Origin of the sequence: Corynebacterium sp. LK33 (assembly GCF_014334955.1) — a bacterium.
GTDB classification, from domain to species: Bacteria; Actinomycetota; Actinomycetes; order Mycobacteriales; family Mycobacteriaceae; genus Corynebacterium; species Corynebacterium jeikeium_D.
This window is the reverse complement of the sequence record NZ_PDGU01000026.1, coordinates 246,365-271,299: the sequence shown is the minus strand read 5'-3', so window position 1 is coordinate 271,299 and position 24,935 is coordinate 246,365. Positions and strand designations below refer to the sequence as shown.

24 protein-coding genes are annotated in these 24,935 nt (G+C 59.0%); 6 read left to right on the top strand and 18 right to left on the bottom strand.

The window, feature by feature from the left end:
* Positions 1–113: 113 nt before the first annotated feature.
* From CRD20_RS10090 to rimP, 3 genes are all read right to left on the bottom strand, one after another.
* On the bottom strand, positions 114–506 hold the full coding sequence (locus CRD20_RS10090; RefSeq protein ID WP_016422585.1) for a YlxR family protein: 393 nt from the start codon (positions 504–506) through the stop codon (positions 114–116).
* 171 nt (positions 507–677) lie between these two features.
* Positions 678–1,664 (bottom strand): transcription termination factor NusA, encoded by a 987-nt coding sequence (gene nusA / locus CRD20_RS10085; protein ID WP_070862709.1) that lies wholly within the window; start codon positions 1,662–1,664, stop codon positions 678–680.
* Entirely contained in the window at positions 1,661–2,233 is a 573-nt protein-coding gene (rimP, locus tag CRD20_RS10080) for a ribosome maturation factor RimP (RefSeq protein WP_016422583.1), read from the bottom strand. The genes nusA and rimP overlap by 4 nt, the downstream gene beginning before the upstream one ends.
* Positions 2,234–2,334: 101 nt before the next feature.
* On the opposite strand from rimP, the gene CRD20_RS10075 reads away from it, so the two are divergent.
* Complete coding sequence (locus tag CRD20_RS10075; protein ID WP_224783777.1) at positions 2,335–3,300, top strand: DUF4439 domain-containing protein; 966 nt, start codon at positions 2,335–2,337, stop codon at positions 3,298–3,300.
* Here CRD20_RS10075 and CRD20_RS10070 read toward each other — a convergent pair.
* The gene (locus CRD20_RS10070) at positions 3,297–5,069 is read right to left on the bottom strand and encodes a proline--tRNA ligase (protein ID WP_070644030.1); all 1,773 of its coding nucleotides are present in this window, start codon (positions 5,067–5,069) and stop codon (positions 3,297–3,299) included. The two genes, CRD20_RS10075 and CRD20_RS10070, sit on opposite strands and share 4 nt — an antisense overlap.
* A gap of 60 nt (positions 5,070–5,129) precedes the next feature.
* On the opposite strand from CRD20_RS10070, the gene CRD20_RS10065 reads away from it, so the two are divergent.
* Complete coding sequence (locus CRD20_RS10065) at positions 5,130–5,867, top strand: YaaA family protein (protein WP_042389272.1); 738 nt, start codon at positions 5,130–5,132, stop codon at positions 5,865–5,867.
* Here the strand turns inward: CRD20_RS10065 and CRD20_RS10060 are convergent.
* The 7 genes from CRD20_RS10060 to mqo form a co-directional block, all read right to left on the bottom strand.
* Positions 5,864–6,145 carry a hypothetical protein gene (locus tag CRD20_RS10060; protein WP_239271971.1) on the bottom strand — a complete coding sequence of 94 codons (282 nt, stop codon included), beginning with the start codon at positions 6,143–6,145 and terminating at the stop codon, positions 5,864–5,866. The genes CRD20_RS10065 and CRD20_RS10060 overlap by 4 nt on opposite strands.
* A complete protein-coding gene (gene cobA / locus CRD20_RS10055) occupies positions 6,138–7,229 on the bottom strand; it encodes a uroporphyrinogen-III C-methyltransferase (protein WP_070602448.1) in 1,092 nt (363 codons plus the stop codon). The genes CRD20_RS10060 and cobA overlap by 8 nt, the downstream gene beginning before the upstream one ends.
* A 10-nt stretch (positions 7,230–7,239) precedes the next feature.
* Positions 7,240–8,616 carry a cobyrinate a,c-diamide synthase gene (locus CRD20_RS10050; protein ID WP_187405341.1) on the bottom strand — a complete coding sequence of 459 codons (1,377 nt, stop codon included), beginning with the start codon at positions 8,614–8,616 and terminating at the stop codon, positions 7,240–7,242.
* Entirely contained in the window at positions 8,610–9,230 is a 621-nt protein-coding gene (cobO, locus tag CRD20_RS10045; RefSeq protein WP_042389270.1) for a cob(I)yrinic acid a,c-diamide adenosyltransferase, read from the bottom strand. Before cobO ends, CRD20_RS10050 begins: the two co-directional genes overlap by 7 nt.
* Positions 9,211–9,888, bottom strand: a complete 678-nt coding sequence (locus CRD20_RS10040; protein WP_241482132.1) for a VWA domain-containing protein — start codon at positions 9,886–9,888, stop codon at positions 9,211–9,213. The genes cobO and CRD20_RS10040 overlap by 20 nt, the downstream gene beginning before the upstream one ends.
* 106 nt (positions 9,889–9,994) lie before the next feature.
* Positions 9,995–11,146, bottom strand: coding sequence for an ATP-binding protein (locus tag CRD20_RS10035; protein WP_070644023.1), 1,152 nt, complete (start codon positions 11,144–11,146; stop codon positions 9,995–9,997).
* A gap of 93 nt (positions 11,147–11,239) precedes the next feature.
* Complete coding sequence (gene mqo, locus CRD20_RS10030) at positions 11,240–12,736, bottom strand: malate dehydrogenase (quinone) (RefSeq protein ID WP_049170803.1); 1,497 nt, start codon at positions 12,734–12,736, stop codon at positions 11,240–11,242.
* A 161-nt stretch (positions 12,737–12,897) separates the two neighbouring features.
* Here mqo and CRD20_RS10025 point away from each other — a divergent pair, with 161 nt between their 5' ends.
* Both CRD20_RS10025 and mtr read left to right on the top strand, forming a co-directional pair.
* Positions 12,898–13,938 (top strand): alpha/beta hydrolase, encoded by a 1,041-nt coding sequence (locus CRD20_RS10025; RefSeq protein ID WP_069358761.1) that lies wholly within the window; start codon positions 12,898–12,900, stop codon positions 13,936–13,938.
* 82 nt (positions 13,939–14,020) lie between these two features.
* Entirely contained in the window at positions 14,021–15,445 is a 1,425-nt protein-coding gene (mtr, locus tag CRD20_RS10020) for a mycothione reductase (RefSeq protein ID WP_370546242.1), read from the top strand.
* Here the strand turns inward: mtr and CRD20_RS10015 are convergent.
* From CRD20_RS10015 to CRD20_RS10000, 4 genes are all read right to left on the bottom strand, one after another.
* Complete coding sequence (locus CRD20_RS10015; RefSeq protein WP_070644018.1) at positions 15,442–16,905, bottom strand: cobyric acid synthase; 1,464 nt, start codon at positions 16,903–16,905, stop codon at positions 15,442–15,444. The two genes, mtr and CRD20_RS10015, sit on opposite strands and share 4 nt — an antisense overlap.
* A 3-nt stretch (positions 16,906–16,908) precedes the next feature.
* Positions 16,909–17,820, bottom strand: coding sequence for a type I methionyl aminopeptidase (map, locus tag CRD20_RS10010; protein ID WP_070566964.1), 912 nt, complete (start codon positions 17,818–17,820; stop codon positions 16,909–16,911).
* 68 nt (positions 17,821–17,888) lie between these two features.
* On the bottom strand, positions 17,889–19,736 hold the full coding sequence (locus tag CRD20_RS10005) for a penicillin-binding transpeptidase domain-containing protein (protein ID WP_187405339.1): 1,848 nt from the start codon (positions 19,734–19,736) through the stop codon (positions 17,889–17,891).
* Positions 19,737–19,795: 59 nt separating this feature from the next.
* A complete protein-coding gene (locus CRD20_RS10000) occupies positions 19,796–21,028 on the bottom strand; it encodes a M50 family metallopeptidase (RefSeq protein ID WP_187405338.1) in 1,233 nt (410 codons plus the stop codon).
* A gap of 215 nt (positions 21,029–21,243) precedes the next feature.
* On the opposite strand from CRD20_RS10000, the gene CRD20_RS09995 reads away from it, so the two are divergent.
* Positions 21,244–21,645, top strand: coding sequence for a DUF2631 domain-containing protein (locus tag CRD20_RS09995; protein WP_016422566.1), 402 nt, complete (start codon positions 21,244–21,246; stop codon positions 21,643–21,645).
* Between the two features lie 117 nt (positions 21,646–21,762).
* Here the strand turns inward: CRD20_RS09995 and rlmN are convergent, their stop codons facing one another.
* Positions 21,763–22,860 (bottom strand): 23S rRNA (adenine(2503)-C(2))-methyltransferase RlmN, encoded by a 1,098-nt coding sequence (gene rlmN / locus CRD20_RS09990; protein ID WP_049189669.1) that lies wholly within the window; start codon positions 22,858–22,860, stop codon positions 21,763–21,765.
* A gap of 117 nt (positions 22,861–22,977) precedes the next feature.
* On the opposite strand from rlmN, the gene CRD20_RS09985 reads away from it, so the two are divergent.
* Positions 22,978–23,406 carry a lipopolysaccharide assembly protein LapA domain-containing protein gene (locus CRD20_RS09985; protein WP_255468820.1) on the top strand — a complete coding sequence of 143 codons (429 nt, stop codon included), beginning with the start codon at positions 22,978–22,980 and terminating at the stop codon, positions 23,404–23,406.
* Between the two features lie 21 nt (positions 23,407–23,427).
* Here the strand turns inward: CRD20_RS09985 and CRD20_RS09980 are convergent, their stop codons facing one another.
* Together CRD20_RS09980 and frr are read right to left on the bottom strand one after the other, a co-directional pair.
* Complete coding sequence (locus tag CRD20_RS09980) at positions 23,428–24,333, bottom strand: phosphatidate cytidylyltransferase (protein ID WP_187405337.1); 906 nt, start codon at positions 24,331–24,333, stop codon at positions 23,428–23,430.
* A gap of 39 nt (positions 24,334–24,372) precedes the next feature.
* Entirely contained in the window at positions 24,373–24,930 is a 558-nt protein-coding gene (gene frr / locus CRD20_RS09975) for a ribosome recycling factor (protein ID WP_038628675.1), read from the bottom strand.
* Positions 24,931–24,935 lie beyond the last annotated feature (5 nt).

Sequence of the window (24,935 nt, the reverse complement as noted above, 5' to 3'; positions counted from 1 at the left end):
GGGGGCCGAGCAGCGCCCGATGGCGGATTCGTCCGCGCACCGAGAGCGCCTGCAGGGCTCCCTCTTATCTATTGCCGTTCATCGCTGATGCTTCATCGTGTGCTCATCAGTGTTCAGGTCTTTCTGTTGTCATTTTTCCTGCCTCCCTGCTTAGCGACACGCACATCGTCAGCGGGGGCGAAACCCTCCGCCGCTTCGTAGTGCGTGGCGATAAACTGTTTAACCGGAAACGCATCTACCTGCGTAGATACCTTCAGTGCGCGGCCAAATGCACGGCGCTTGTCGGCGATCTCCCAAGCCTTTAGTGTTGGGGTGATCCAGGCACCTCGCCCCTGCATCCGACGATGCGGATCAGCAACGACGGCTACTGAGCCATCTGAACGGGTGGTGGCGACAATGCGTAGCAGCTCCGAGCAATTGTGGCGCTGCTTAGTTGCAATACAGGTACGTGTGGGTGCAGGCGTATGAGTTGTCGAATTCGGGTTTAGCACCCGCGAAGTCGTCATACTCCTGACGCACCCACCTTCCTGCTAAGAAATTCAGCGCGAAAATTCGCATAGGAAAATCACGCCTTGTCGTTTGGCCACCTCCCAGCATAACCCGAAAAGGCGGAAAAGTGCCAACCCCCTAGGCACTTTCCCGCCACTTTCGCAACCGCTGGGACGCTGACGTTGTGTCTACTCCGCGTCGGAGTGGATATCGATTCGCCAGCCGGTCAGACGAGCCGCCAGACGGGCATTCTGTCCCTCCTTGCCGATAGCAAGAGAGAGCTGGTAGTCGGGCACCACAACGTGTGCACGGCGCTCGTCCATGTCCAGAATCTTGACACTAACTACCTTGGCGGGCGCCAGCGAGTTACCAACGAACTTCGCCGGATCCTCGTCGTAGTCGATGATGTCAATCTTCTCGCCCTTGAGCTCATTCATAATCGAGTTCACACGCTGACCGCGGGGCCCAATGCAGGCGCCCTTAGCGTTGAGGCCCTTGACCGTGGGGCGTACAGCAACCTTGGTGCGGTGACCGGCCTCGCGCGCAATGGAAATCAATTCCACTGCCCCATCGGCAACTTCCGGAACTTCAAGTTCGAAGAGCTTACGAATGAGCTCCGGATGCGTGCGTGACAGGTGAATCGCAACACCGCGCGGTGTCTTGTTCACACCGACGACGTAGCACTTGATGCGGTCACCATGCTTGAGTTCCTCACCTGGCAGCTGCTCAGCCGGCATCAGAATACCGTCTCGGCCGTTGGCCTCCGAACCGATGTGGACGACGACAATGCCCTTTTCATTGGCATAGACATCGCGCTGGACCACGCCGGAAATGACCTGATTAGACAGGTCTGCGTATTCGTCGAGAACCTTATCGCTCTCCGCATCCCGCAGACGCGAAAGGATGGTCTGACGAACAGCGAATGCAGCGGTACGCTCGAAGTCCTCCGGAGTGTCGTCCCATTCGGAGATGAGATTGCCCTCGTCGTCTCGCTCCTGGGCAAAGACTATGACGTCACCGGTCTCACGGTCGATTTCGACGCGCGCATACTGTGCCGGTGCGGTGGTGCTACGGTAGCTTTCACGCAATGCTCGGGCGACCAGTCCCAGCATTTCGTCGACAGGAATACCCTTTTCCTTTTCCAAGGTTCGCAGGGCAGCTAGTTCAATCTTCACTTGTTATCCTCCAGCCTGGTCAAGGCATCGTCATAGTCTAGTCCCGCAAAATCCTTCTCGGCTGCGGGCGGATTAGAGAATTCAACTTGTACCACTGCACGGGCCACATTGGTTAATTGGACACGCTGGCCAACAGCCTTCAAACGTCCCTTTGGCCCCTTAGAGGTAACGAGAATGATGGATTCTTCATCCGGCGACAGCGCACCAATGCGGGCTGCAATCGCGGAACCGTCGGCAAGCGAAATCTCCGCAATACGACCACGGTTACGACGCCAGTGCCGAGGCTGGGTCAGCGGTGCGTCAATACCAGGAGTGGAAACTTCCAAGGTGTAGCCCTGAGCGCCGAAGTCCGCTTCACCACGTGCCTCCGCTGCATCCAGAGCCGAAGATACTTCATACGTGGCTTGTTCCAGAACATCGAGGTCAGGACGCTCATCTGCGTCAACTAACACAATGACCTGTGACTTTGCGCCGGCGCGAACGACCTTGACATCTTCCACATCCAGGCCGATTTGTGCGAGCGCCGGGCTCACAAACTGTTCAATTTTCTCGGGTGCGGGTATCGCCATAGTCGTAGAGTCTACAGGTCAAGTACTAGGAATTGCGCACCTGGGCGGTTTCCACACACCGCGTTGACACAAAGTGCCGCCCGCCGTGGCACCATAGTGAGGTGATTGTTGAACCTCCCTCCCCCAGTTTTGCTTCCGCATCGCATCGCACTCGTACTCTCTCGCGCCGTGGCTTCCTCGCTGCTGCCCTCGCCGTGGGATCATTTCCTGCGCTTTCCGCGTGCTCGCATCTGGTGGCACCGCGCCCCGATTACGCCATTGAGGTTCTCCATGCGCTGGCGGCGCGCGATGCACAGTCGCTTAGCGACGCCAATCCTGACCTCGCAGCGGTGCGCTCCGCGCAGGTAACCGAACTGGATAAGGAAATCACACGCGCCTGCGGTACCCACAAGGACGGTAAACCTGTCGATGAATGTGGCTCGGACGTAGCAGTCCCAGGATCCCTGGTTACCGGTTCCGATGCGAAATTACTGCTCACGGACTCGCGAAACAATCCCGTACTGACGAATGCCTTGGATTCACGCACTGCATTGCGGGAGGAGTACACTGCGCGCCTCGCCACGGCTGTCGATGGCGGTATCGTCCTCGCTCTGCGTGTTGCGGGCGCTGAGTGGGAGGAGCTTGTCCCATTGATTCCCAGTGACAGGGATGAAATCTCGGGTGCCGAAGAACAGATGACTAAGGCACTGCAAGCCGAATATATGATGATTTACGGTGTCGGCGTAGCCGCACCACGTGTCGGAGGCGATACCACTACTGCACTTTTGGCCCGTGGCGAGCGCCACCGAATTTTGCGCGATCGTGCCCGACTAATTCTGGAGGATTCCGACGTTGAGGTGCCGGAGAGCGCACCTGGCTATATGCCGGAAGGCGCTCCTTCGCCAGATACGGCACCCGTCGATTACATGATTGCATTGGAGCGCTATTGTGCCCAGGCGTGGGAAGACGTATTGCTCGCTGCTAATAACCCTCGGATGCGTATGTTCGCGCTGCAGGCAGCTGGCGTGGCTGCCGCCGGAGCGGCAGCGCTAGGTGGCAACAACTTGGAGCCGTTGCCCGGGCTCTAAGCCTTGCGAACCAGCTCCGCGACGTGAGCTGCAATGCCGTCAGCGGCGACCTCGTCGGTCTCGTTGGTCAGGCGGTTACGCAGCTCCACCTTGCCGTCCGCGTAGCCACGGCCAAAGATGACCACAAACGGCATACCCAGCAGCTCGGCGTCCTTGAACTTCACACCGGGGCTGACCTTCGGACGGTCGTCGAAAAGCACCTCAATGCCCTGCTGGCTGAGGTCTTCCGCCAGCTGTTCAGCGGCCTCAGCTGCTTCGGCGTTCTTGCCGGCCACAGCGATGTGAACCTTGTACGGTGCCGCGGCAACTGGCCACTTGAGGCCCTTTTCATCCAACTGCTGTTCCGCGAGGACAGCGACCAGGCGGGACACGCCAATGCCGTAGGACCCCATCGTCGGACGAGCACGCTTACCGTTGACATCGAGGATGTCGATTTCAAAGGCGTTGGTGTACTTGCGGCCCAACTGGAAAATGTGACCGATCTCGATTCCGCGCTCGATCTTTAGCGTGCCATGCCCCTCCGGAGCCGGGTCGCCGTCACGCACCTCTGCGACATCGCAAATACCATCAATCTGGAAGTCGCGACCAGCGACCACATCGACGATGTGCTTGCCTTCCTCGTTGGCTCCTGTAATCCAATTTGTGCCCTCCGCCACGCGGGGGTCAGCTAGGATCTTCACACCGTGATCGGCGAGCCCCTGCGGGCCGACGTAACCCTTGATTAGGAAGTCATTAGCTGCGAAGTCCTTGTCCTCCAGCAAGCGCGCCTCACCCGGTTCAAATGCGACTTCGAGACGCTTTTCATCGACCTCACGGTCACCGGGAACCAGGATTGCGGTGAGCTGTTCCGGCAGGGCGTTGCCCTCCTTATCGACCTTCTTCGGGTCGACGGCGACGAGAACGCACTTCAAAGTATCGGCAGCAGTGACCTCGCGTCCGAGGTCCGCGCCATTGGCCCAATCAACAAGTGCTGCGATTGTGGTGCAGTTCGGAGACTCGTAAACCTTCGCCTCCGGCTGTCCCTCAATCGGCTGCGGTTCGACTGCCGGAATCTTCACGGCTTCCACATTGGCGGCGTACTCACCGTCGGTGGAGACTACGAAGGAGTCTTCGCCACTTTCGCTAACAGCCAGGAACTCCTCGGAGGCCGAACCGCCCATAGCGCCGGAGGTCGCGTGGCAGATCTCGTACTTAATGCCCAGCCGGTCAAAAATTCGCTGGTAGGCACCGCGGTGCTGCTGATAAGAATTCTCCAGCCCCTCGTCGTCCATGTCGAAGGAATAAGAGTCCTTCATCACGAACTCGCGGCCACGCAGAATACCAGCGCGCGGGCGAGCCTCGTCGCGGTACTTGGTCTGAATCTGAAACAGCGTCGTCGGGAAATCCTTGTAGGAGCTGAAAAGATCCTTGACAGCCAGCGCGAACATCTCTTCGTGCGTCGGCCCCAGCAGGTAGTCCGCGCCCTTGCGATCCTTCAGACGGAACAGCTCGGGGCCGTATTCGGTCCACCGATTCGTCGCCTCGTACGGTTCACGCGGGAGCAGTGCAGGGAATGCCAGCTCCTGTGCGCCAATGCGTTCCATCTCCTCGCGCACAACCTTCTCTACGTTGCGCAGAGCCTTCAAGCCCAGTGGCAGCCAGGAGTACACACCAGGGGCAGTTCGCCGGATGTAGCCGGCACGGACGAGCAGCTTGTGGCTAGGGACCTCGGCGTCAGCTGGATCCTCGCGCAGTGTGCGCAGGAACAGCTGGGACATTCGCGTAATCATGAATGCTGATTTTACCCGTCGATCATTCTTCGCAACATGCGGGGCATTACTATGGTGCCCATGCTCGTAGTCCTACCCCCATCTGAAACCAAAGCCACTGGTGGCAGCCATCCCGCAGTAGACTTTTCCTCGCTGAGCTTCGGCTCCCTCAACCCCATCCGCGAGCGCATTGCAGCCGATCTCGTGGCGCTAAGTGCGAACAGGGAAGCCGCGATGGAAACACTGAAGCTGGGGCCACGGCTTGCTGACGAAGTCACAGCTAATGCCGCGCTCCTAGAGTCGCCGACTATGCCGGCTCTCGAGCGTTATACCGGGGTGCTCTACGACGCACTCTCCCCCAGCGATTTGCCGGAAACCGGCCGTGCTCGACTCGCCATCGGGTCAGCGCTCTTCGGTGTCATTGGCGGGGACGACCTCATCCCCCACTACCGTCTCTCTGGTACGGTCAAGCTCCCCTTCGCGGATCAGCCTGCCGACGCGGCTCCCACAATGAAGCGCCGTTGGGGCACCGCCATCACCGAGGCTCTCAATGATGTCGACTTCCTCATCGACCTTCGTTCCGGCACCTACGCCAATTTGGGCAAAGTCAAGAGCGCGACAACGATGACCGTGCTCACCGCCGAGGGCAAAATCGTCAGCCACTTCAACAAGCACTACAAGGGCCTATTTGCCCGCGCCATCGCCCTTTCCGACACGACACCGACCTCCCCCACAGAGGCCGTCGACATCGCACGCGCCGCAGGATACGACGTCTCGCTTGACGACGACACCCTCATCTTCCGCGTCCCGGAAAACTAAATGTCGTCGTTGTAGCGCTTTCGGCCTGCCACAATGGCGGCGATCAGAGCGATAACAGCGATGAAAATGCTGTCGTATCGCGATCCTTCTCCGCCGAGGAGAAGGAGGCGGAAGATGATCATGGCTCCGAGGTAGAAGACCAGGAAGGTCGCAGCACCCATCCAGATGGCGCTACGCAGCTGATCGTCGGCAAGCAGTCGGGTAACAAGCCCTGCCTTTTGCTGCTCTGGCTCTGGTTTCTTCGACTTGTTGTTGCTCGACTTGTTGTTCTTACTCATCGCCCTCATCCAGACCGGCGACTTCACCGATGACGATAACGGCGGGCGGCTTGATTGCCTCTTCGACCATTTTCTCGCCAAGCTCGCCGAGTGTGCAGCGTAGCGACCTCTGATTCGGCAACGTGCCGTCCTGGATGACCGCAGCCGGAGTCTTCGGGCTGCGGCCGGCCTTCATCAGAGCCTCGGCAATCTTCGGCCCGTTCTTAACTCCCATAATGATGGCAATAGTGCCGTGCATCCGGCCCAGCGCATCCCAATTGACCAGCGATTTCCTGTGCCCCGGTGGGACGTGACCGGACACAACAGTGAATTCGTGGTTGACGCCACGCATTGTTACTGGAATACCAATCGTCCCCGGTACCGCCAGTGCCGAGGTGATACCCGGCACAACTCGAACCGGTACCCCTGCCTGCTGCAGCTCCTGAAGCTCTTCAAAACCGCGGCCGAAGATGTACGGATCGCCACCCTTGAGCCGGACCACAAAGTAGCCCTCGCGGGCACGATGAACTAGCAGTTCATTGATGCGCTCCTGAGCCATGGCGCGGCCGTAAGGAAGCTTGCCGGCATCAATAATCTCGACATCCGGCTCCAAGTCACCGAGCAGCGACAGTGGACCGAGGTGGTCTGCAACGACAACGTCGGCAAGCCGGAGCAAGCGACGCCCCTCAACGGTAATCAGACCGGGGTCGCCCGGGCCACCACCCACAAGCGCGACCTGACCAGCGAGGTCCCCAGCGCGCGACGCGCGACGGCCGGTCAGCGCCACAGGAGTAAGCGGGCTGGAAGCCCCGGTTTCATCGTCGACGAGAATACCTCGGCGGTGTCCCTCTAGAGTCACCTCACGCAACAACGCCTCGTCACAGCAGACCATGAGAGCCTTGCCCCAGCTCATCGCCTCGGTAAAACCGGTGCGGGTCAAAGTAATACGGCCGTCTGCAGCCCAGGCCTCAATCGCAGTTGTTACTTCCCCACCTTCACACACAGTGACATCAGCGCCAGAGTCCAACAGCCGAGGAATCACGCGCTCTGCAGCCGTGGAACCGCCAATCACCAACACACCGTAGTCTTTGAGAAGCAAACTCATAGCTAACACTTTACCCGGCGCACGAAGCGACAAAGCGACTGACGTTCCCCGGCGCACCCGCCGGATGAACATGCAGGTAACCGGCATGAATCCGCCCAGACTCGGAAACGAAGCCGTCGCGAACTGTTTCGCCTTGATATCCACGCCAACCCCAGGCTGGTTGCCACCCGGCCGCAGCAGCGACACTTGCGGTGTCATCGGTGAGGGCTGTCTTGTGGAACTCGTGACCGCGCACGCGCGTTCCTACCGGGCACAGCACAGAATCAGTCAGCGCCACAGCCTCCCGGTACCCCAGCTTCAACCGTGCCATGTGCGCTCGCCCCGGGATGATGCCACACATACGGCGCCCACCGAGATCTTCAAGCAGCCAGAGCAGCCCCGCGCATTCGCCGTGGATCAGCGCACCATCGTCGGCAGCCTGACGTAGATCGCGGCGAATGTCATCACGAATAGATAGCGCGTCGGCATGCTCTTCTGGGAATCCACCGGGCACGATGTAGCCTTCGGCTTCCGGCAGTTCGTCAACCAATGGGTCGAAATCCACGAACTCGGCTCCAGCGGCCTGCAATAGCTCACGGTGCTCTGCATAGGTAAACGAGAACGCAGGACCCGCCGCGACCGCTACACGCACGCGGCGCTGAGTAGCCAGCGGTACAACGAACTGTGCGGGGTTCCATGGTTCAGCTGGATAGGGCTGCCGGGCAAGCTGGATAATCCGGTCTATGTCGATGTAGGTCTCCACCAAGTTGGCCATCGATTCAATGACCGCTTCTAGCTGCTCACCCTGCTCGACTGCAGTGACCAGCCCCAAATGCCTGCTGGGCACCTCAATATCAGTCACTCGCGGAATAGCGCCGAGCACCTCGACCCCCATGGTCTCCACAGAACGGGTAATGATGTCCGCATGCCGCGGGCTGCCCACCTGATTAATAATCACGCCACTGACACGGACGTCAGTGCGAAGCGTGGAGAAACCGTGGACAACAGCCGCCGCCGACTGCGACATATGCCGGGCATCAATCACCAACACCACCGGAAGTCCCAACAGTGAGGCAATCTCAGCCGTCGAGCCCTCCACCGATAGCGGGTCGTCACCAATGCGGCCGTCGAAAAGCCCCATAACCCCTTCGACCACCGCAATATCGCTGTCGGCAGCTCCATGTGCGTAGAGCGGCCCAATCATCTCAGTCGCGCACATAAAGGAATCCAGATTGCGGCCGGGACGACCAGCGGCTACCCCGTGATAGCCAGGATCAATATAGTCGGGTCCGACTTTGAAAGGTGCCACCGCGTGACGGCGCGACAGTGCACGCATCAGGCCCGTGGAGATTGTCGTCTTTCCCGTGCCTGATGCTGTCGCCGCGATGACAATTCCAGGCGCTACCACTCGATGCCCTTTTGTCCCTTACGTCCGACATCCATCGGGTGCTTAATCTTGGTCATCTCCGTCACCAGATCCGCGACCTCCACGAGCTTCGGATCCGCATCGCGGCCAGTCATCACCACATGCTGGCGGCCGGGACGGTTCCTCAATGTCTCCACCACATCGTCGACATCAATCCAACCCCACTTGATTGGGTAGGTGAACTCGTCGAGGACGTAGAAGTCGTGCACCTCATTTTCCAGGCGGCGTTTAATCTCCTGCCATCCCTCGGCAGCAGCTGCCGCATGGTCCTCCTCAGTGCCCTGCTTACGCGACCAAGACCAGCCTTCTCCCATCTTGTGCCATTCGACCGGGCCGCCTTCCCCCGTGTCGTCGTGAAGCTCGCCCAATCGGCGCATGACAGCTTCCTCGCCAACCTTCCACTTTGCCGACTTCACAAACTGGAAGACACCGATATTCATCCCCTGATTCCACGCGCGCATCGCCATACCGAATGCCGCGGTGGACTTGCCCTTACCTGGGCCCGTATGCACCGCAGTAATCGGAATCATGCGACGCTGCCTGGTGGTCAGTCCATCGTTGGGAATTGATTTGGGGTCAAGCTTTCCTTGTGCCATGGTCTCGATGATAGGCATGGACCACGCCCGCCACGGCTTCGGCATTGAGTTCGGAGAGATTTATGCAGGTCGCACCCAATTCCACGCTGAGTTCCTGTGCCAGCCCCAGCCGCACGCGAGAGCGCTCACAGTCGATAACCACCGTCGCCGCCAACGCTTGACGACGGATCTTTGCGGCCACAGCCCTCGCCTGCTGCAGGCCATTTTTACCCGTTGCTCGGCCGTCGGAGAGCAATACCATGATTGCGCGCCGTGTGGGCTCCCTATGGGCTTCCCGAACTACCACTTCGTGTGCCTTCAGCAATCCTTCGGCCAATGGAGTTCGGCCACCAGTGCGGACATCTGCGAGGCGACGTACTGCGGTGTCGATAGACTTCGTCGGCGGTAAAACTAATTCGGCGTTATTTCCGCGGAAAGTAATAACAGCGACTTTGTCGCGGCTTTGGTAGGCATCACGCAGCAGCGAAGTGACCGCGCCGGTGACGGCTGCCAGTCGGTCGCGTGCTGCCATGGAACCCGAGGTGTCCACGACAAAGACGACCAGATTGGACTCCGTTCCTTGTCGGATAGCGCCGTGAACGTCCGCCGGTTCCAGGGGAATCATGGAGTCGCCCATGCGGACGCCACGATTGGCCGCCGCCAGCACTGTCGCCGGCACGTGAAGACCATGGCCTCCCCGCTCGGCACCAATGGTGCTGCCCCGCGGGCCAATGGCCTTGGAACGCCGACCGGAATCCCCTTGACCGACACCGTCGACGCTGATTTTACGAACGGCGAAAGGGGGCGCCTTCAGCGGCGCGACCTCCCTTCGATCCCGAGGAATTCGACTGTTGTGGCTCCTGAGGTTCGGAGTTGGAGTCGAACTGGGAGACCTGCTCAGCATCGGGCTCTGGATTCGACTCCGGACTTGACTCTGGCCGATTCTGGTCATCTCGGAACTGCTCCTCTGCATCCTGCAGAGCATCGTCGAGCTGTTCCTGGTCCAGTCCTGGTTCATCAAAGGGGTCACGGCGACGACGGTGCGGCAGTGCCATTTCCGCAGCTACCTTAATGTCTTCCGCAGTGATCTCAATTGGATTGCCGGGCGCCGGCTGCGCCGACTCGTCCCCGGCTACTCGCCAGGCAGCGTGAGCGCGGGCGGTACGTGCAATGACGATGTCGGCACGCATCCCGTCCACATCAAAAGCAGCGCACACAGTGGCAATTTGACCGAGAATGCTGGGAGCCAATTCAACGTCGTCAAGCAGTGCGCGTGCGCGATCGATGCGGGCGTGCAGTGCCTCGTCGTCGGCGGCGAACCGCGTGACAAAGCTCTCCGGGTCGGCGTCAAAGTCGAGCCGGCGGGCGATGATTTCCGCGCGGACAACCGGATCCTTGGATGCGGTGACGTCGATGGCGAGACCAAAGCGGTCGAGAAGCTGGGGACGCAATTCGCCCTCTTCCGGGTTCATCGTGCCGACCAACACGAACCTGGAGGTTGCGGAGTGCGAGATGCCATCGCGTTCAACAACCACGCGACCGGTGGCTGCGGCATCGAGCACGGAGTCAACGAGATGATCCGGCAGCAGGTTAATCTCGTCGACATAGAGAATGCCACCGTCAGCCGCGCTGAGTAGTCCCGGATTGAACTGTGCGTGTCCGGTAGTCAGGACGGTCTCCACATCGATGGAGCCTACGACTCGATCTTCCGTAGCGCCGAGTGGCAGGTTTACCAACGATCCGCTGAGAAATGGCGCCAACGCGCGGACCGTAGTGGTCTTGGCTGTGCCCTTCTCACCGCGGATGACGACACCACCAATCTCCGGGGATAGCGCGGTCAGAATCAACGCAAGCTGTAGTCTCTGCTGCCCGACGATCGCAGTAAAAGGAAAAGTGGGCTCTGTTTGTGCAGTGGTCGCTGACGTGATTTTTTCCATAAGCACAGTTCTACCCCACTGCAAGCGGATGGCTCACAGCGGGGTAGAACAATGTTGGCTTAATTGAACTCTCTGAAGCTCTTCAGCGAGTTACTAGCGCTCCAGCTTCAGGGTCTTCTGGGAAGCCTCCCAGACCTCCTTGAACAGAGCCGGGTCATCAGCCAGGTGCGTACCGTAGGACGGGACGAGCTCCTTCAGCTTCGGGGCCCACTTGCCCATGTGACGGCCGAAGCAGCGCTCAATCAGGCTAATCATCACAGCCGGAGCGATGGAAGCGCCCGGGGATGCACCCATCAGGCCGGCAATGGTGCCGTCCCACGAGTTGATGACCGCGGTACCGAACTCGAGGGTACCGAAGACCGGAGCCTTCATCGGCTTAATGACCTGGACGCGCTGACCAGCGACGATCAGCTCCCAGTCCTCTGGGCGAGCGTTCGGGACGTACTCACGCAGGGACTCAATACGTGCGTCGAAGTCCTTCAAAACCTCAGTAATCAGGTACTTGGTCAGCCCCATCTCCTGGACACCAACACCCATCATGGACGGCAGGTTGGCCGGACGCAGAGACTTAATCAGGTCCAGGTTGTTACCGTTCTTGAGGAACTTCATGTTCCAACCGGCGTACGGGCCAAAGAGCAGGCCGCGCTTGCCGTCGATAACACGGGTGTCCAGGTGCGGAACGGACATCGGCGGCGTGCCGACGGAAGCCTTACCGTAGACCTTGGCGTCATGCTTAGCAATGACTTCCTCGTTGGTGCAGCGCAGCCACTGGCCGGAGACCGGGAAGCCACCGAAACCGCGAATCTCGTTAATACGAGCCTTCTGCAGCAGCGGCAGTGCGTCACCGCCGGCACCGACGAATACGAAGTTGGCAACCAGGGTGCGAACGTCCTTGGTGTGCAGGTTCTTCACGGTGACGATCCACTTGGAACCGTCGCGCTTCAGACCGGTGACCTCGTGTCCGTAGCGAATCTCAGTACCCATATCGGACAGTGCGGCCAGGTACTGCTTGGTCAGTGCACCGAAGTTAACGTCCGTACCATTCGGGTTACGAATAGCGGAGACCGGCTTGGAGAAGTCACGACCCTCGGACATCAGCGGAAGGTACTCAGCGAAACGGTCCGGATCCTCAATGAGCTCCTGACCGTGGAACAGTGGCTCCTTCTCAAGTGCCTCATAGCGACGACGCATGAACGCCATCTGCTCCGGACCCTGAGCGAAGGTGGTGTGATCAACTGGGTTGATGAATTCCTTCGGGTCAGTCAGGGTGCCGTTTTCAATCAGCGAGGTCCACAGCTGGCGGGAAACCTGGAACTGCTCATTAATGAGCTTAGCCTTGGTGACATCGACCTTGCCGTTCTTCTCCGGCGTGTAGTTCAGCTCGCACAGAGCAGAGTGGCCGGTACCAGCGTTGTTCCACGGGGAGGAAGACTCCTTGGCGGGCTGATCGAGACGCTCGAACAGAACCTGTGACCAGGATGGCTCGAGCTCCTTGAGCAGCACACCCAGCGTCGCACTCATTACACCTGCACCAATGAGGACGACGTCTACCTCGTCGCCACTGGAAGCAGGAAGCTTGTTATCAGCCATTTTGCTGTCAACATCCTTACTAACTTGATTAGTGATTCAAACTAGCGCTCGCTCACATGCGCACACAACTAAAGACGCAAAAGAGAGCTACCGTCTCAGTCCATAATCTATTGTGGCACACATTCCCACTACCCCCGGTAATCGGCGCTAGGCTTGACCCTGTGACTACCGATATTCCCGATTTCGTTACCCCCACCTTTAACCCCGATAACCTAGGCGAAGACTACAGTCAACATGTCATCGAACTCGGCCAGGATCCCGACGGTGAGGGATCCGTACACGCGGTATTGGTCCGCTACTGCCCCGACTCGTCGGCAAGCGACTTCCAAACGCGTCCGGCGGTTCTATGGATTCACGGGATGTCGGACTATTTCTTCCAGAAGCACGTAGCGGAACGGTACCACGCCGAAGGCTACGCCTTTTACGCTATTGACCTGCGTAAGTGCGGGCGCGCGCACCAACCTGGGCAGACTTGGCATGGCTGCAGCGATCTGACGAATTACTTCGAGGATCTCAACAGGGCACTCGCAGTGTTAGACCACGCCGGTCATACAACTGTCACTGTTAATGCGCACTCCACTGGTGGTCTCATTGCCGTGCTCTGGCTCGATTGGTTACGAAGCACAGGCGGCCATTGCCCGCAAGCACCCAATATTTCCGTCACAGCTGCCGTCTTGAACTCACCGTGGCTGACTCTGCACGTTTCCCGGGCAAAGGCTCCCGTGTACTCGCTGGTGACTCGTGTTATGTCGCGGATTCGCCCCAACAGTCTTATTCCAGTGCAGTCTGCGGGCGGCTATGGAAAATCCATTAGCGCCGACCACCAGGGACGCTGGGAGTACAACCGCACTTTCAAGCCGCTGGCTGGCCATGACAAGAACTGGCGTTGGCTCAATGCCATCATCGTCGGCCAGCAACGTGTCAGCCGCGGTATCGATACCGGCGTGCCGACGCTCGTTCTCCACTCGGACAACTACCTTCTCGGTTCCGACTACACACCGGAACTCAGCCGCGTTGACTCTGTCCTCAACACTGAGCAAATTGCCGATGCCACTGCCCACTTGGGACCGCAGGCTCGCAACGTCGCGATTCCGGGTGCTCTCCATGACGTCTACCTTTCCGCACCCGAAGCACTAGACCGCGCTTTTAATGAGACATTCCAGTTCCTTGCCACAGTCAATCCAGGAGACAGCTCAAAATAGGAGCACAGAATAGGAACTCGGAATAAATCAGCATTCAGTACGGTTGAACCAAACTAGTTTGACCAGAATGCTAGGAGTGCTTGTGACCACTGAGAATTCGCCTGAAACTACCCCACGCCACTACGACGTCGTCATTATCGGAACCGGGTCCGGCAATTCCATTCCAGCCCCGGCCTACGACAATGTCCGTATCGCTCTGGTGGAGGAAGGACGTTTCGGGGGTACTTGCCTCAACGTTGGGTGTCTTCCCACCAAGATGTTCGTTCTGGCCGCTGATGCCGCCCGCAACATCCGCGAGGCCAGCCGCCTGGGCGTGCACGGCACCTTCGACTCCGTTGATCTCAAGCAAATCCAGGATCGCGTTTTTGCCCAGCGCGTCGACCAGATTGCCGACGGCGGCGAGGCATACCGCCGCGGGGACGAGACTCCCAATATCGATGTCTACGACCGCCACGCAACGTTCGTCGGCCGCCGCACTATTCGCACTGGCATCGGCGAGGAAACCGTCGACATCACAGCCGACAACATCATCATCGCTGCAGGCTCCCGCCCTCACGTTCCGGGCCTCATCGCAAACTCCGGGGTGGATTACTACACCAACGAGAACATCATGCGCGTCGACAAGCTCCCGCGCGAAATGATCGTCGTCGGCGGCGGCTACATCGCTAGCGAGTTCGCGCACGTCTTCGCATCCTTCGGCACGAAGGTGCACATGCTGGTGCGCTCCGATGTCATGCTGCGTGGCTCAGACGCCGCTATCTCCGAGCGCTTCCATGAGGTTGCCGCCCGCGACATTGACATCCGCATGAACACCTCCATCACTGCGCTCTCCCAGGAGGGCGAGATCGTCACGGCCACGCTTGACGACGGCACGGAGCTCGCAGCCGATGCCCTGCTCGTGGCAACCGGACGCATCCCCAACGGTGACCGTATGGACCTTGCAGCCGGTGGTGTGGAGATGCACGACGATGGTCGCATCAAGGTTGACCAGTACGGCCGCACCTCTGCCGAAGGTGTGTGGGCGCTGGGCGATGTCTCTAGCCCGTACCAGCTGAAGCATATTGCCAACCATGAGGCCAAGGTTGTCTTCCACAACGTGCTGAACCCGTCCGACCTGCGGGCATTTGACCACCGCTACATTCCGTCCGCAGTCTTCTCACATCCGCAGATTGGTCAGGTCGGTATGACCGAGGACGAAGCTCGCGCCTGGGCTGCGGAAAATGGTACGGAGATTACCGTGAAGGTACAGAACTACGGCGATGTCGCCTACGGCTGGGCGCTGGAGGAACGCGACGGCTTTGCCAAGTTGATTGCCGACCGCTCCACCGGCCGCCTGCTGGGTGCGCACTTCATCGGCGAGCAGGCTGCCACTCTAGTGCAGCAGTGCATCCAGATGATGAGCTTCGAAATGGATGTGCGCGAAGTTGTCAAGGGCCAGCACTGGATCCACCCAGCACTGCCAGAGCTGATTGAAAACGCAATCCTGGGCCTGGAGTTCGATAACTAGCCCAGCTGTTCAATACCTGTGGCCTGGGCCAATGCGGGCCCAGCCAGGTACTTCTCGACTGCATTGGCCAACAGGTCGACCTGCAGCAGCCGTTCTCCGGCAAACGAAGTATTAGGACTGACCTCAAAGCCGTCCCGACCGACGGCAACTGCAACTTCCATCAGCAACTCACGGCGCGCCTGATCATTTTCCAGGTAGCCGTGGCGGTGCGTGCCCATCACCATGCCACGCCGCGCCCCTTCTTCAGGCTCAGTGATAAAAGGCGCCTCGCTGCTTCGCACAACCTGTCCATTGTGGACTTCGTAAGAGCCATCCGGGTGGCTCACCAGCGTCTTCGTCCCCGCGAATTCAATGTCGGTATCGAACACGCCAAGCCCGTTCACTGTCCCGGCTACCGACTCCACCGAGTCAGTGATGGTGGTGCAGAGCATTTGGAACCCACCGCAGATGCCAATCAGCGGCAACCCCCGGGCAGCTCGGTTCTCCAGTACGTCGTCAAGCCCACGCTCGCGCAACCACTTGAGATCGGCGACCGTCGACTTCGTCCCGGGCAACACGACCAGGTCGGCGCGAGCAACGACCGACGGATCGACCGTCCACTGCACGTGTACCCCTGGTTCACAGGCAAGCGCTTCGATATCGGTGGCGTTGGACACGCGCGGCAAGCGAATGGCGGCCACGGACAACGTTTCCGTACCCAGCGGTGCGTTCGCCGGCCCTACCGACGCACCAGCGACTGTGCCGAGCGAATCCTCCGCATCGATCCACAGCCCCGGAATAAAAGACACTACGCCGAGTACGGGCACGCCGGTGTGCTCGCGCACCACGTCCAATCCCGGTGTCAACAGCGAAACATCGCCCCGGAACTTGTTGACGATAAAACCGGTAATCCGCGCGCGGTCTTCGCGGCTCAAAATTGCATGCGTGCCGACGAAATGTGCAAGCACCCCACCGCGGTCAATGTCACCGGCGACCACAACCGGCAGATCAGCGAGCTCTGCCAACCCCATGTTGGCAATGTCTGACTCTCGCAGATTGACCTCGGCAGGACTACCAGCGCCTTCGCACAAGACGACATCGAACTGCCCCCGCAGCTCTTCCAATGTCTCCGCAACTACTCCGCGCAGCGCTTTTCTCCGCGACCGGTACGTCAGAGCGCTCACATGCCCATCGGCCTTGCCCTTCACCACCACCTGACTAGTGTGGTCCGAGCCCGGCTTGAGAAGCACCGGGTTAAAGGAGACATCCGGCTCCAGACCACAGGCGAGCGCCTGCAGAGCCTGCGCGCGCCCAATCTCGCCGCCGTCGAGCGTGACAGCGCAATTGTTGGACATGTTCTGTGCTTTGAAGGGTGCGACCTTCACGCCGCGGCGCGCGAGCAGCCGACACATGCCGGCGACCAGAACCGACTTACCGGCATCTGAGGTGCAGCCGGCAATCAGAGCTGCAGGGGCCTGCACGGGTTAGGCCTCGGGCTTCCAACCAGTTTGGAACTGACCTGGCACGTTCTGCTCATCCGGCAGAGTGAGGATTTCATAGCCGTCGGAGGTCACCAACACCGTGTGCTCGAACTGGGCGGTGAACTTGAAGTCATCATTCTGCACAGTCCAGCCATTATCCCAGATGTGGTACGGCAGCTCACCGAGGTTAATCATCGGCTCAACAGTCAATGTCATGCCCGGCTCGAAAATAGTGTCCTGGCTCGGCTCATCGTAGTGCAGGACAATCAAACCATTGTGGAACGTGGTACCGACACCGTGACCGGTGAAGTCCCGAACGGTGTTGTATCCAAAACGCTTAGCGTAAGACTCGATTACGCGGCCGATGACATTAATCTCACGGCCCGGCTTGATGACCTTAATGCCGCGCATGGTGGCGTTGTAAGTGCGCTCCACTAGCTGGAGGTGCTCCTCCGAGACATTGCCCGCGAGGAAAGTCGCGTTGGTGTCGCCGTGGACACCGTTCTTGTATCCGGTGACGTCGACATTGACAATATCGCCGTCTTCAATAACCTGAGTGTCCGGAATACCGTGGCAGACAATCTCATTGAGAGACACGCAGCACGACTTCTCGAAACCGCGGTACCCCAGCGTAGACGGGTAGGTGTCGTGATCCAACAGGTACTCGTGCACCACCCGGTCAATCTCATCCGTGGTCACGCCCGGAGTTACGGCCTTGCCGGCCTCCACCAACGCGTTGGCAGCAATGCGCGAGACCTCTCGCATATTTTCAATATCTTCCGCCGTCTGTACCAGCGGCTCGCCGACGCCTTCCTGAACCTCGTCCTTCCAGGCGTACTCCGGCCGTTCAATATGTGCCGGAACAGTGCGAATTGGCGTGGACTTTTGCTGAGTAAGTGGAGAACGCTGAGTCATGGAACATACTCTACCCCTACCCCCGGATTAGCCTTTCGGCCTGTACTGGTTTCGAAGCCAGAAATGCTCTAGCCCTCGTCCCCCGACCCTTCATCCATATTGGCGAAGAAGGCATCGGTAATCGCCACCGCATGTTCGGATCCACCACCGCCGACGATGAGCGTGGCAAAGGCCAAATCATCGCGGTAGCCAGTAAACCAAGCATGCGAGCCGCCTGCGTACTCGGCCTCACCGGTCTTTGCGTAGACTTCACCTCGACCAGCAATGGCCGAACCAGTACCAGAGGTCACCACCGCCCGCATGAGTGAGCGAACCTCGTTCAAAACCTCAGGTGGAAGTGGCTTCGACGTCTGCGACTGCCACGTTCCCGCGCTTGGCACGAGTGACGGCGTCGGAGTGCGCCCGGCCGCCACCGTCGCGGAAACCAGCGCCATGCCAAACGGGCTGGCCAAGTCATTGCCCTGTCCATAGCCCGCATCGATACGCTCGACTTCATCACTACCGTCAGACACGCTGCCGGTAATAGTGTCGAGGCCCGCGATGTGATAGTTGATGCCGATGCCGAAGTTCTTGGACTCCTCCTTAAACTGCCCTGGTTCCAACTTGTGGGAGATGTTGCCGAACGTGGTGTTGCAAGACCGCGCGAAGGCATCGCTCAGCGAGGTATCCCCGACACCACTTCCGTTGTAGTTGGTGACAATTCGCGGCCCGATTTCCATCGAACCTGGGCACGGCACAGTCGATCCCGCATTTAGCCCCTCGTGCTGCACACCTGCAGCGGCAGTGACAATCTTGTACGTCGATCCCGGCGGGAACTGTCCCATCAGCGCAAGGTCACCGTCCTTGTCTGCTTCCGCCGTCTGGGCTACCGCCAGAATCTTGCCCGTAGACGGCTGCACAGCCACCAGCATTGCCTTCGCATCTTGCCGCGTATCGACTGCCTTCTGCGCTGCGTCCTGCACCTTTTTACTAATCGATGCTTGCACCGCCGGGGCTACATCCGGAGACACCTCATAGAGCGTGCCGACGACTGCTCCGCCCTCGTTGGCCGCCACGATATTCCAGCCATCGGCACCGTGATCACCAGTGTCCACTAGCCTTTCCACACGGCTCATCAAATCAGGCGCAAACCCCGGGTCGGGTCGCACCATCGCTGCTTCATCGTTAACAGAAATTCCGTCAATGTCCGCGAGCTCATCCTTGACTCGCTGCGGCGTGGATGCCGGCAGCACAATCAGTGAAAAGTTACCCTTCCCACCAGCTGCCTGCTCCCCTATAGCGCGCGCGTCAAGCTTCGGACCATCTTCCGGCATTTCATTATTGATGACCGTCGCCGCCCGGTTAATCGACGACTGCACATTCTCCGCCCCATCACGATTGAGAATTACCCGGTGCACAGTCCCCGGCTCAAGCAAGGCCGCACCGTCCGAACCAACCACAGACGGACGTGGAGCTGCGATAGTGCGCAATTCTGGGTGCTGATTACGCCCCAGCTGTGGATGCAGGGATGCTGGCGACCAGCGCAACGCCCAATCCCGTTGCCCAGCCTCAGTCTTGGTCAGCGTGAAAGTGGTGTCATATCCCCAGCGTCGCTGATGCGGCAGCTGCCAATTCATGGTGACTTCGGCCGAGGACTGATTCGAGCTGGTATCGATACCCTCGATTTCATAGTCAAGCCCCTCCGGCTGAAGGCCGTCGGTGGCCGCATTCAGATCCCCCTCAGCGGAATCCGGATGATCAGTCAGCGCCGCCGCCTTAGCGACATCCCCTCCCGCCAGCGCCCCAAGGAATTCCTCAAGCACCTCGCGCCCGGTGTCAGGCCGCGGCGTACACGCGGCGGATGACAACACCAGACCCGTGATTGCCACAGCCGAGATACTGCGAAGCAGGGGCTTGCGGCGCGAAGTTTGTTCCATGTGGGCTGACGTTAGCACCGCTTTGCTTTACGACGACGCTGGCGCGCCGCAACCTGCTATCAGCGGTTCAGCACAATTGGATTGACCACGTCAGCAGCCATAACCAGAACGCCGAAGACCAGCAAAACTGCGGTAAAGGCCATAGTAATTGGCATGAGTTTGGTGTAATCGGCAGGCCCAAGCGCAGGCTTACCGAACGCCTTGCGAATCAGGTCGCGGATGCGCTCATAAATAACAACGGCGATGTGGCCACCGTCGAGTGGCGGCAACGGCACGAGGTTGAACACGGCCAGGAAATAATTGAGGTTAGCCAGCAACAGAAAGAATGAAGGCCACTGGTTCATCTCCACCAATTCACCACCGGCACGCGACGCGCCGACGACACTCATTGGGCTGGCCGGGTCACGCTGAGCACCAAAGATAGAGGCGACCACGCCGGGAACCTTCTCCGGAATGGAGAGCAGCCCGTTCCAAACCGCCCCGAAAAGGCTGCCTGTGAAGCTGGCCGCACCACCGATGGCAGTCACTGCGTTGTACTCGTGGAGGATGGTCTCTGGGCGCTGGAAGGCGATACCAATTGCTGGCTGGTCGATGTCCTGCCCGTCGTTAGTCTTGCGCTTGACGACTTCCGGGGTGACCGTGACCGTCTGGGTGCTGCCATTGCGGTCGATGGTCATTTTGATGTCGCCACCTGCAGAGCTACCGATGAGAGACACAGCCTCGGGGTAGGACGTGATCTTGGTGCCATTGATCTTCTCAATCACATCTCCGGCACGTAGCCCTGCGCGCTCTGCAGGACCGGAACCAGTGCAGGGCTCCAGCGTGCCGTCGGCACGCTGTGCCGGCGAGACGCACTGCACCGCCTGAATGCGTGGCGACATTTCCTTACCCATGTTGGGCAAACCCCACGTCACGGCAATGAAGTAAAGAATGATGAATCCAACGATGAGGTTCATTGCCACCCCACCGAGCATCACGATAATGCGCTGCCACCACGGCTTCTTGTACATGGCGTAGGGTTCTTCGGCAGGAGCGATGGGATCCATTGCCGTCATGCCTGCGATGTCGCAGAATCCGCCAAAGGGAATTGCCTTTACTCCATACTCGGTGTCATGCCCACCTGCCGCAGCGTGATGCCGCTTGAAGGAAAACAGCGTTGGGCCGAAGCCAATGAAGTATCGACGCACTCGCATTCCACACAGGCGAGCTGCGGTGAGATGGCCCCATTCGTGAAGAGCGATTGTCACCGCGATGCCGATTGCGAAGAGTAAAACTCCAAGAAGAAATGTCACGAGTGCTCACCCTACCCCCACTTTGGGCAAACGAGCACACCGGCGAACAGTTTCCGGCCGGGCTGAGTCCCAATTTCAGCAAGTTCTAAGGTATCCTTACACCCGATACTCAAGATTGTCTGAAAATGCGCTCAGTCGCTTTCAGTAAAACCGCAGATAGACTGAAGTGCATATAGAGTGCAATTCGCCGAAAGTGTTAACAGGAGGACTTTCAAGTGAGCAACCACGAGCCAAAGGAAGAGATTTACCGCGGCGTCAGCACCCTCGACGAGCCGTCGGCGAAGTGGGGCTGGCACGGCATTAGCAAGAGCGCTATGCAGAAGGCCGGCTGGATTTCCGTGATCTTCCTGCTGGGTATGACCATTGGTAACCACAAGGGCAACGTCGAGAACTGGTGGCTGGTCGTCATCGCCGCCCTGATCGCTATTGGCCTGCTGTTGCAGTTGTTCGCCCCGCAGGGTTCTCAGGTCCGCACCGTTACCGGTCACAACAAGCCGGAAGGCCACATTGAGCCGGAGTGGGCACGCGACCAGGTTAACGGCACTGGCGTCTACGCTAACCTGACCGACTCTCAGCTGCGCTCCTGGAACCGTCTGCCGGAAGGCCAGAACCAGTAAAGTTAGCCACTTTTGCAGAAAGTCTGGCCTAACAGCTCTATAGCAACAGCTCTATAGCGCTACAGCGCACAAAAAGATCCGCACCGAATTCGGTGCGGATCTTTTGCTATTTGTCGGCTAAACCTCTTCGGCCGCCAGCTGACCACACGCTGCCGCAATCTCGTTGCCACGGGTATCGCGGACCGTGCACGGTACCCCCTGCGCCTGTACGCGGCGGACGAACTCCTCCTGCTGCTTCTTCGGAGAGGCATCCCACTTCGAACCCGGAGTTGGGTTGAGCGGAATGAGGTTGACGTGGACACGTGAGCCCAGAGCATTATGGAGCTTCTTACCCAACAGGTCTGCACGCCAATCCTGGTCGTTAATATCGCGAATCAAAGCGTACTCAATAGATACGCGACGGCCTGTCTTGTCTGCGTAGTAGCGAGCTGCATCAAGTACCTCGGCCACTGTAAAGCGATTGTTGATCGGTACCAGCTCGTCGCGAAGCTCGTCATCTGGAGTGTGCAGAGACACCGCGAGGGTGACTGACAGGTCCTCGTCGGCAAGCCGTCGGATGTTCGGCGCGAAACCGACCGTAGAGACGGTGACATTGCGCATCGAGATGCCGAATCCCTCCGGCGACGGCCGCGTGATGCGATGGACGGCGGCGAGAACGCGATTGTAGTTCGCGAGCGGCTCACCCATGCCCATGAATACGATGTTGGTCAGACGACCGCCCTCAGCTGCCATCGTGGCAGCGGCCTCACGAACCTGGTCGACAATCTCCGCGGTGGAGAGATTACGCTGCAGACCGCCTTGACCCGTCGCACAGAATGGGCATGCCATACCGCAGCCCGCCTGCGAGGAAATACAGAGGGTCGCACGCCCCGGGTACTTCATCAGCACGGATTCCAGCAGCGTACCGTCACCTGCACGCCACAGAGTCTTACGCGTTTCGCCGTCGTCACAGGTGATGTGCCGCACGGGGGTCAACAGAGGTGGGAAGAGACTGTCTTTGACCTTTTGACGGTCTGCTTCCGGCAGATCAGTCATCGTCATAGGGTCAGCCTCAAGCCGACCGTAATAGTGCCGGGCAATCTGATCGGCGCGGAAGGCCGGCAGGCCCAGTTCCTTGACCGCAGCCTTCCGTTCCTCAACATCGAGGTCCGCAAAATGGGTCGCGGGCATGCCGCGACGTGGAGCTTTAAGAACGATTGGAAGTGAAGATGCCATGATGGCACCCATTTTCGCATGTAATGACGGTTTTGGCCTAATGAGTGACTAGGCAACCGCAACTAAGTGGACCTTTACAAGTGGTACATACCTGCCAAAACGTGTTGAATGATAGGTATGACTAACGCTAATCAGCCGAATAACGACAGTCCGCTTTTCGACGATGCTCCGTCGTACTCTCCAAATGATTCCGTGGCTCCTGCACCAGAGCAGGACAACCTTCCAGAGCCAGTCGTTGACGCGCCCGCAGAGAAGGACTCCGCACCGGAGCCAGCGCCCGCTCCTGGCCGGCGCAAGGTGAAAAAGACTACCGCGGGCTCGATGTGGGTTGGCCTGGTCATCAGTGCAGTTTTGCTGATCGTATTGCTTGTATTCATTCTGCAGAATCAGCAGGAGACCACACTAAACCTGTTCGGCTGGGCCTGGAACTTCCCGGTCGGTGTCGGAATGCTGTTCGCTGCTATCCTCGGCGCCCTCATCACTGCGCTAATCGGTGGCTGGCGAATGTTTGATCTGCGCCGCCAGATTCGTAAGGGCGACAACTAAAGCCCGACTGAACCAGCCAAATTAAACCAGGCTGAAAAGCTGCAATATCAGCCACGTCATCGCGGCTGATGGCAGCATGCCATCCAGGCGGTCCATCAGACCGCCGTGGCCCGGCAATATCGAGGACATATCCTTAATCCCCAGATCGCGTTTGAACTGGGACTCCATCAGGTCACCAAGCGTGGCGGAGATAACCAAGGCAATGCCCAGCACGATGCCCTGCCACCACGGCGCGTGCAACATAAAGATTGCACAGAGCGCTCCAGTAATGGTGGCGAGTACGAGAGAGCCGCCGAATCCTTCCCAGGATTTTTTAGGGCTTACCTTCGGGGCCATCGCATGCTTTCCGAACATGACACCGGCGGCATAGCCTCCGACGTCATTGGAAATCACCCCGATCATGAAGGTCACAATGACCAGACGTGGGTCGACTCCCCAGGGATTGTCCATGTGCACCAGCTGCACAGCTAGCGCCGCAAAGAACGGAATCCACATCACCACGAAAACTCCGACTGCGACATCCCGCAGCCAGTTCCGTGGTGCTTCAGCCATCCCGTGCAAAAACAGACGGGTGACTAGTAAAAGCATCAGGGTAACAGTCAGGCCCATGACCAGACCGTCAATCCCCCAGTAGGCGGACAGCCACACCATCAGCTGTCCGCCGAAAATCAGAACCGGGCGAGGGACCTGCCAATCGGACTCGCGGAGCCGCTCGCAGACCTCCCAGGTTGCAAGGCCAACCGCCGCGGCGACCAGAACGGTCCAGGCGAGCGCCCCCAGCAGCAAGCCGATGATGACGACTGCACCAAGTGCTACGCCCACCGTAATTGCAACCGGCAGGTTCCGACCTGCCGAGTTACGCGGCTTAATAAGCCGTAGCTCGTCTAGAACACGTTCCTTATTGGACGCTGGCTTCGACGTTGGCATTGGCGCCTCAAATCCCCTCTCCCGGTTGAATATGAAGGCCTAAACCTCCATCAGTTCCGCTTCCTTGCGCTCAACCAAGGAGTCCACCTGCTCGACGTAGTTCTTGGTGACCTGGTCCAGCTCCTTTTCGCCTGCCTGCACCTCGTCCTCGCCAGCGTCGCCGTCCTTCTGAATCTTCTTCAGAGTTTCCATGCCCTTACGACGGACATTGCGAATCGCAATCTTGGCGTCTTCACCCTTCGAACGTGCGACCTTGACCATCTCACGACGGCGCTCCTCGGTCAGCTGCGGGATAGTTACGCGCAGAACCTGGCCATCATTAGTCGGGTTCACGCCCAGGTCGGAGTTGCGAATCGCGTTTTCGATGTCGCCCATGACGCTCAGCTCATACGGCTTAATCAGCAGCATGCGCGGCTCCGGAACCGAAATGGTAGCCATCTGGGTAATCGGAGTCGGAACACCGTAGTACTCCGCAATAACGCCATTGAACATCGCCGGGTTCGCACGGCCAGTGCGAATGTGCGTCAACTCTTCGCGGCAGTGCTCTACGGAGCTACCGTACTTTTCTTCACAGTCAAGCAGGACTTCATCAATCATTGTAT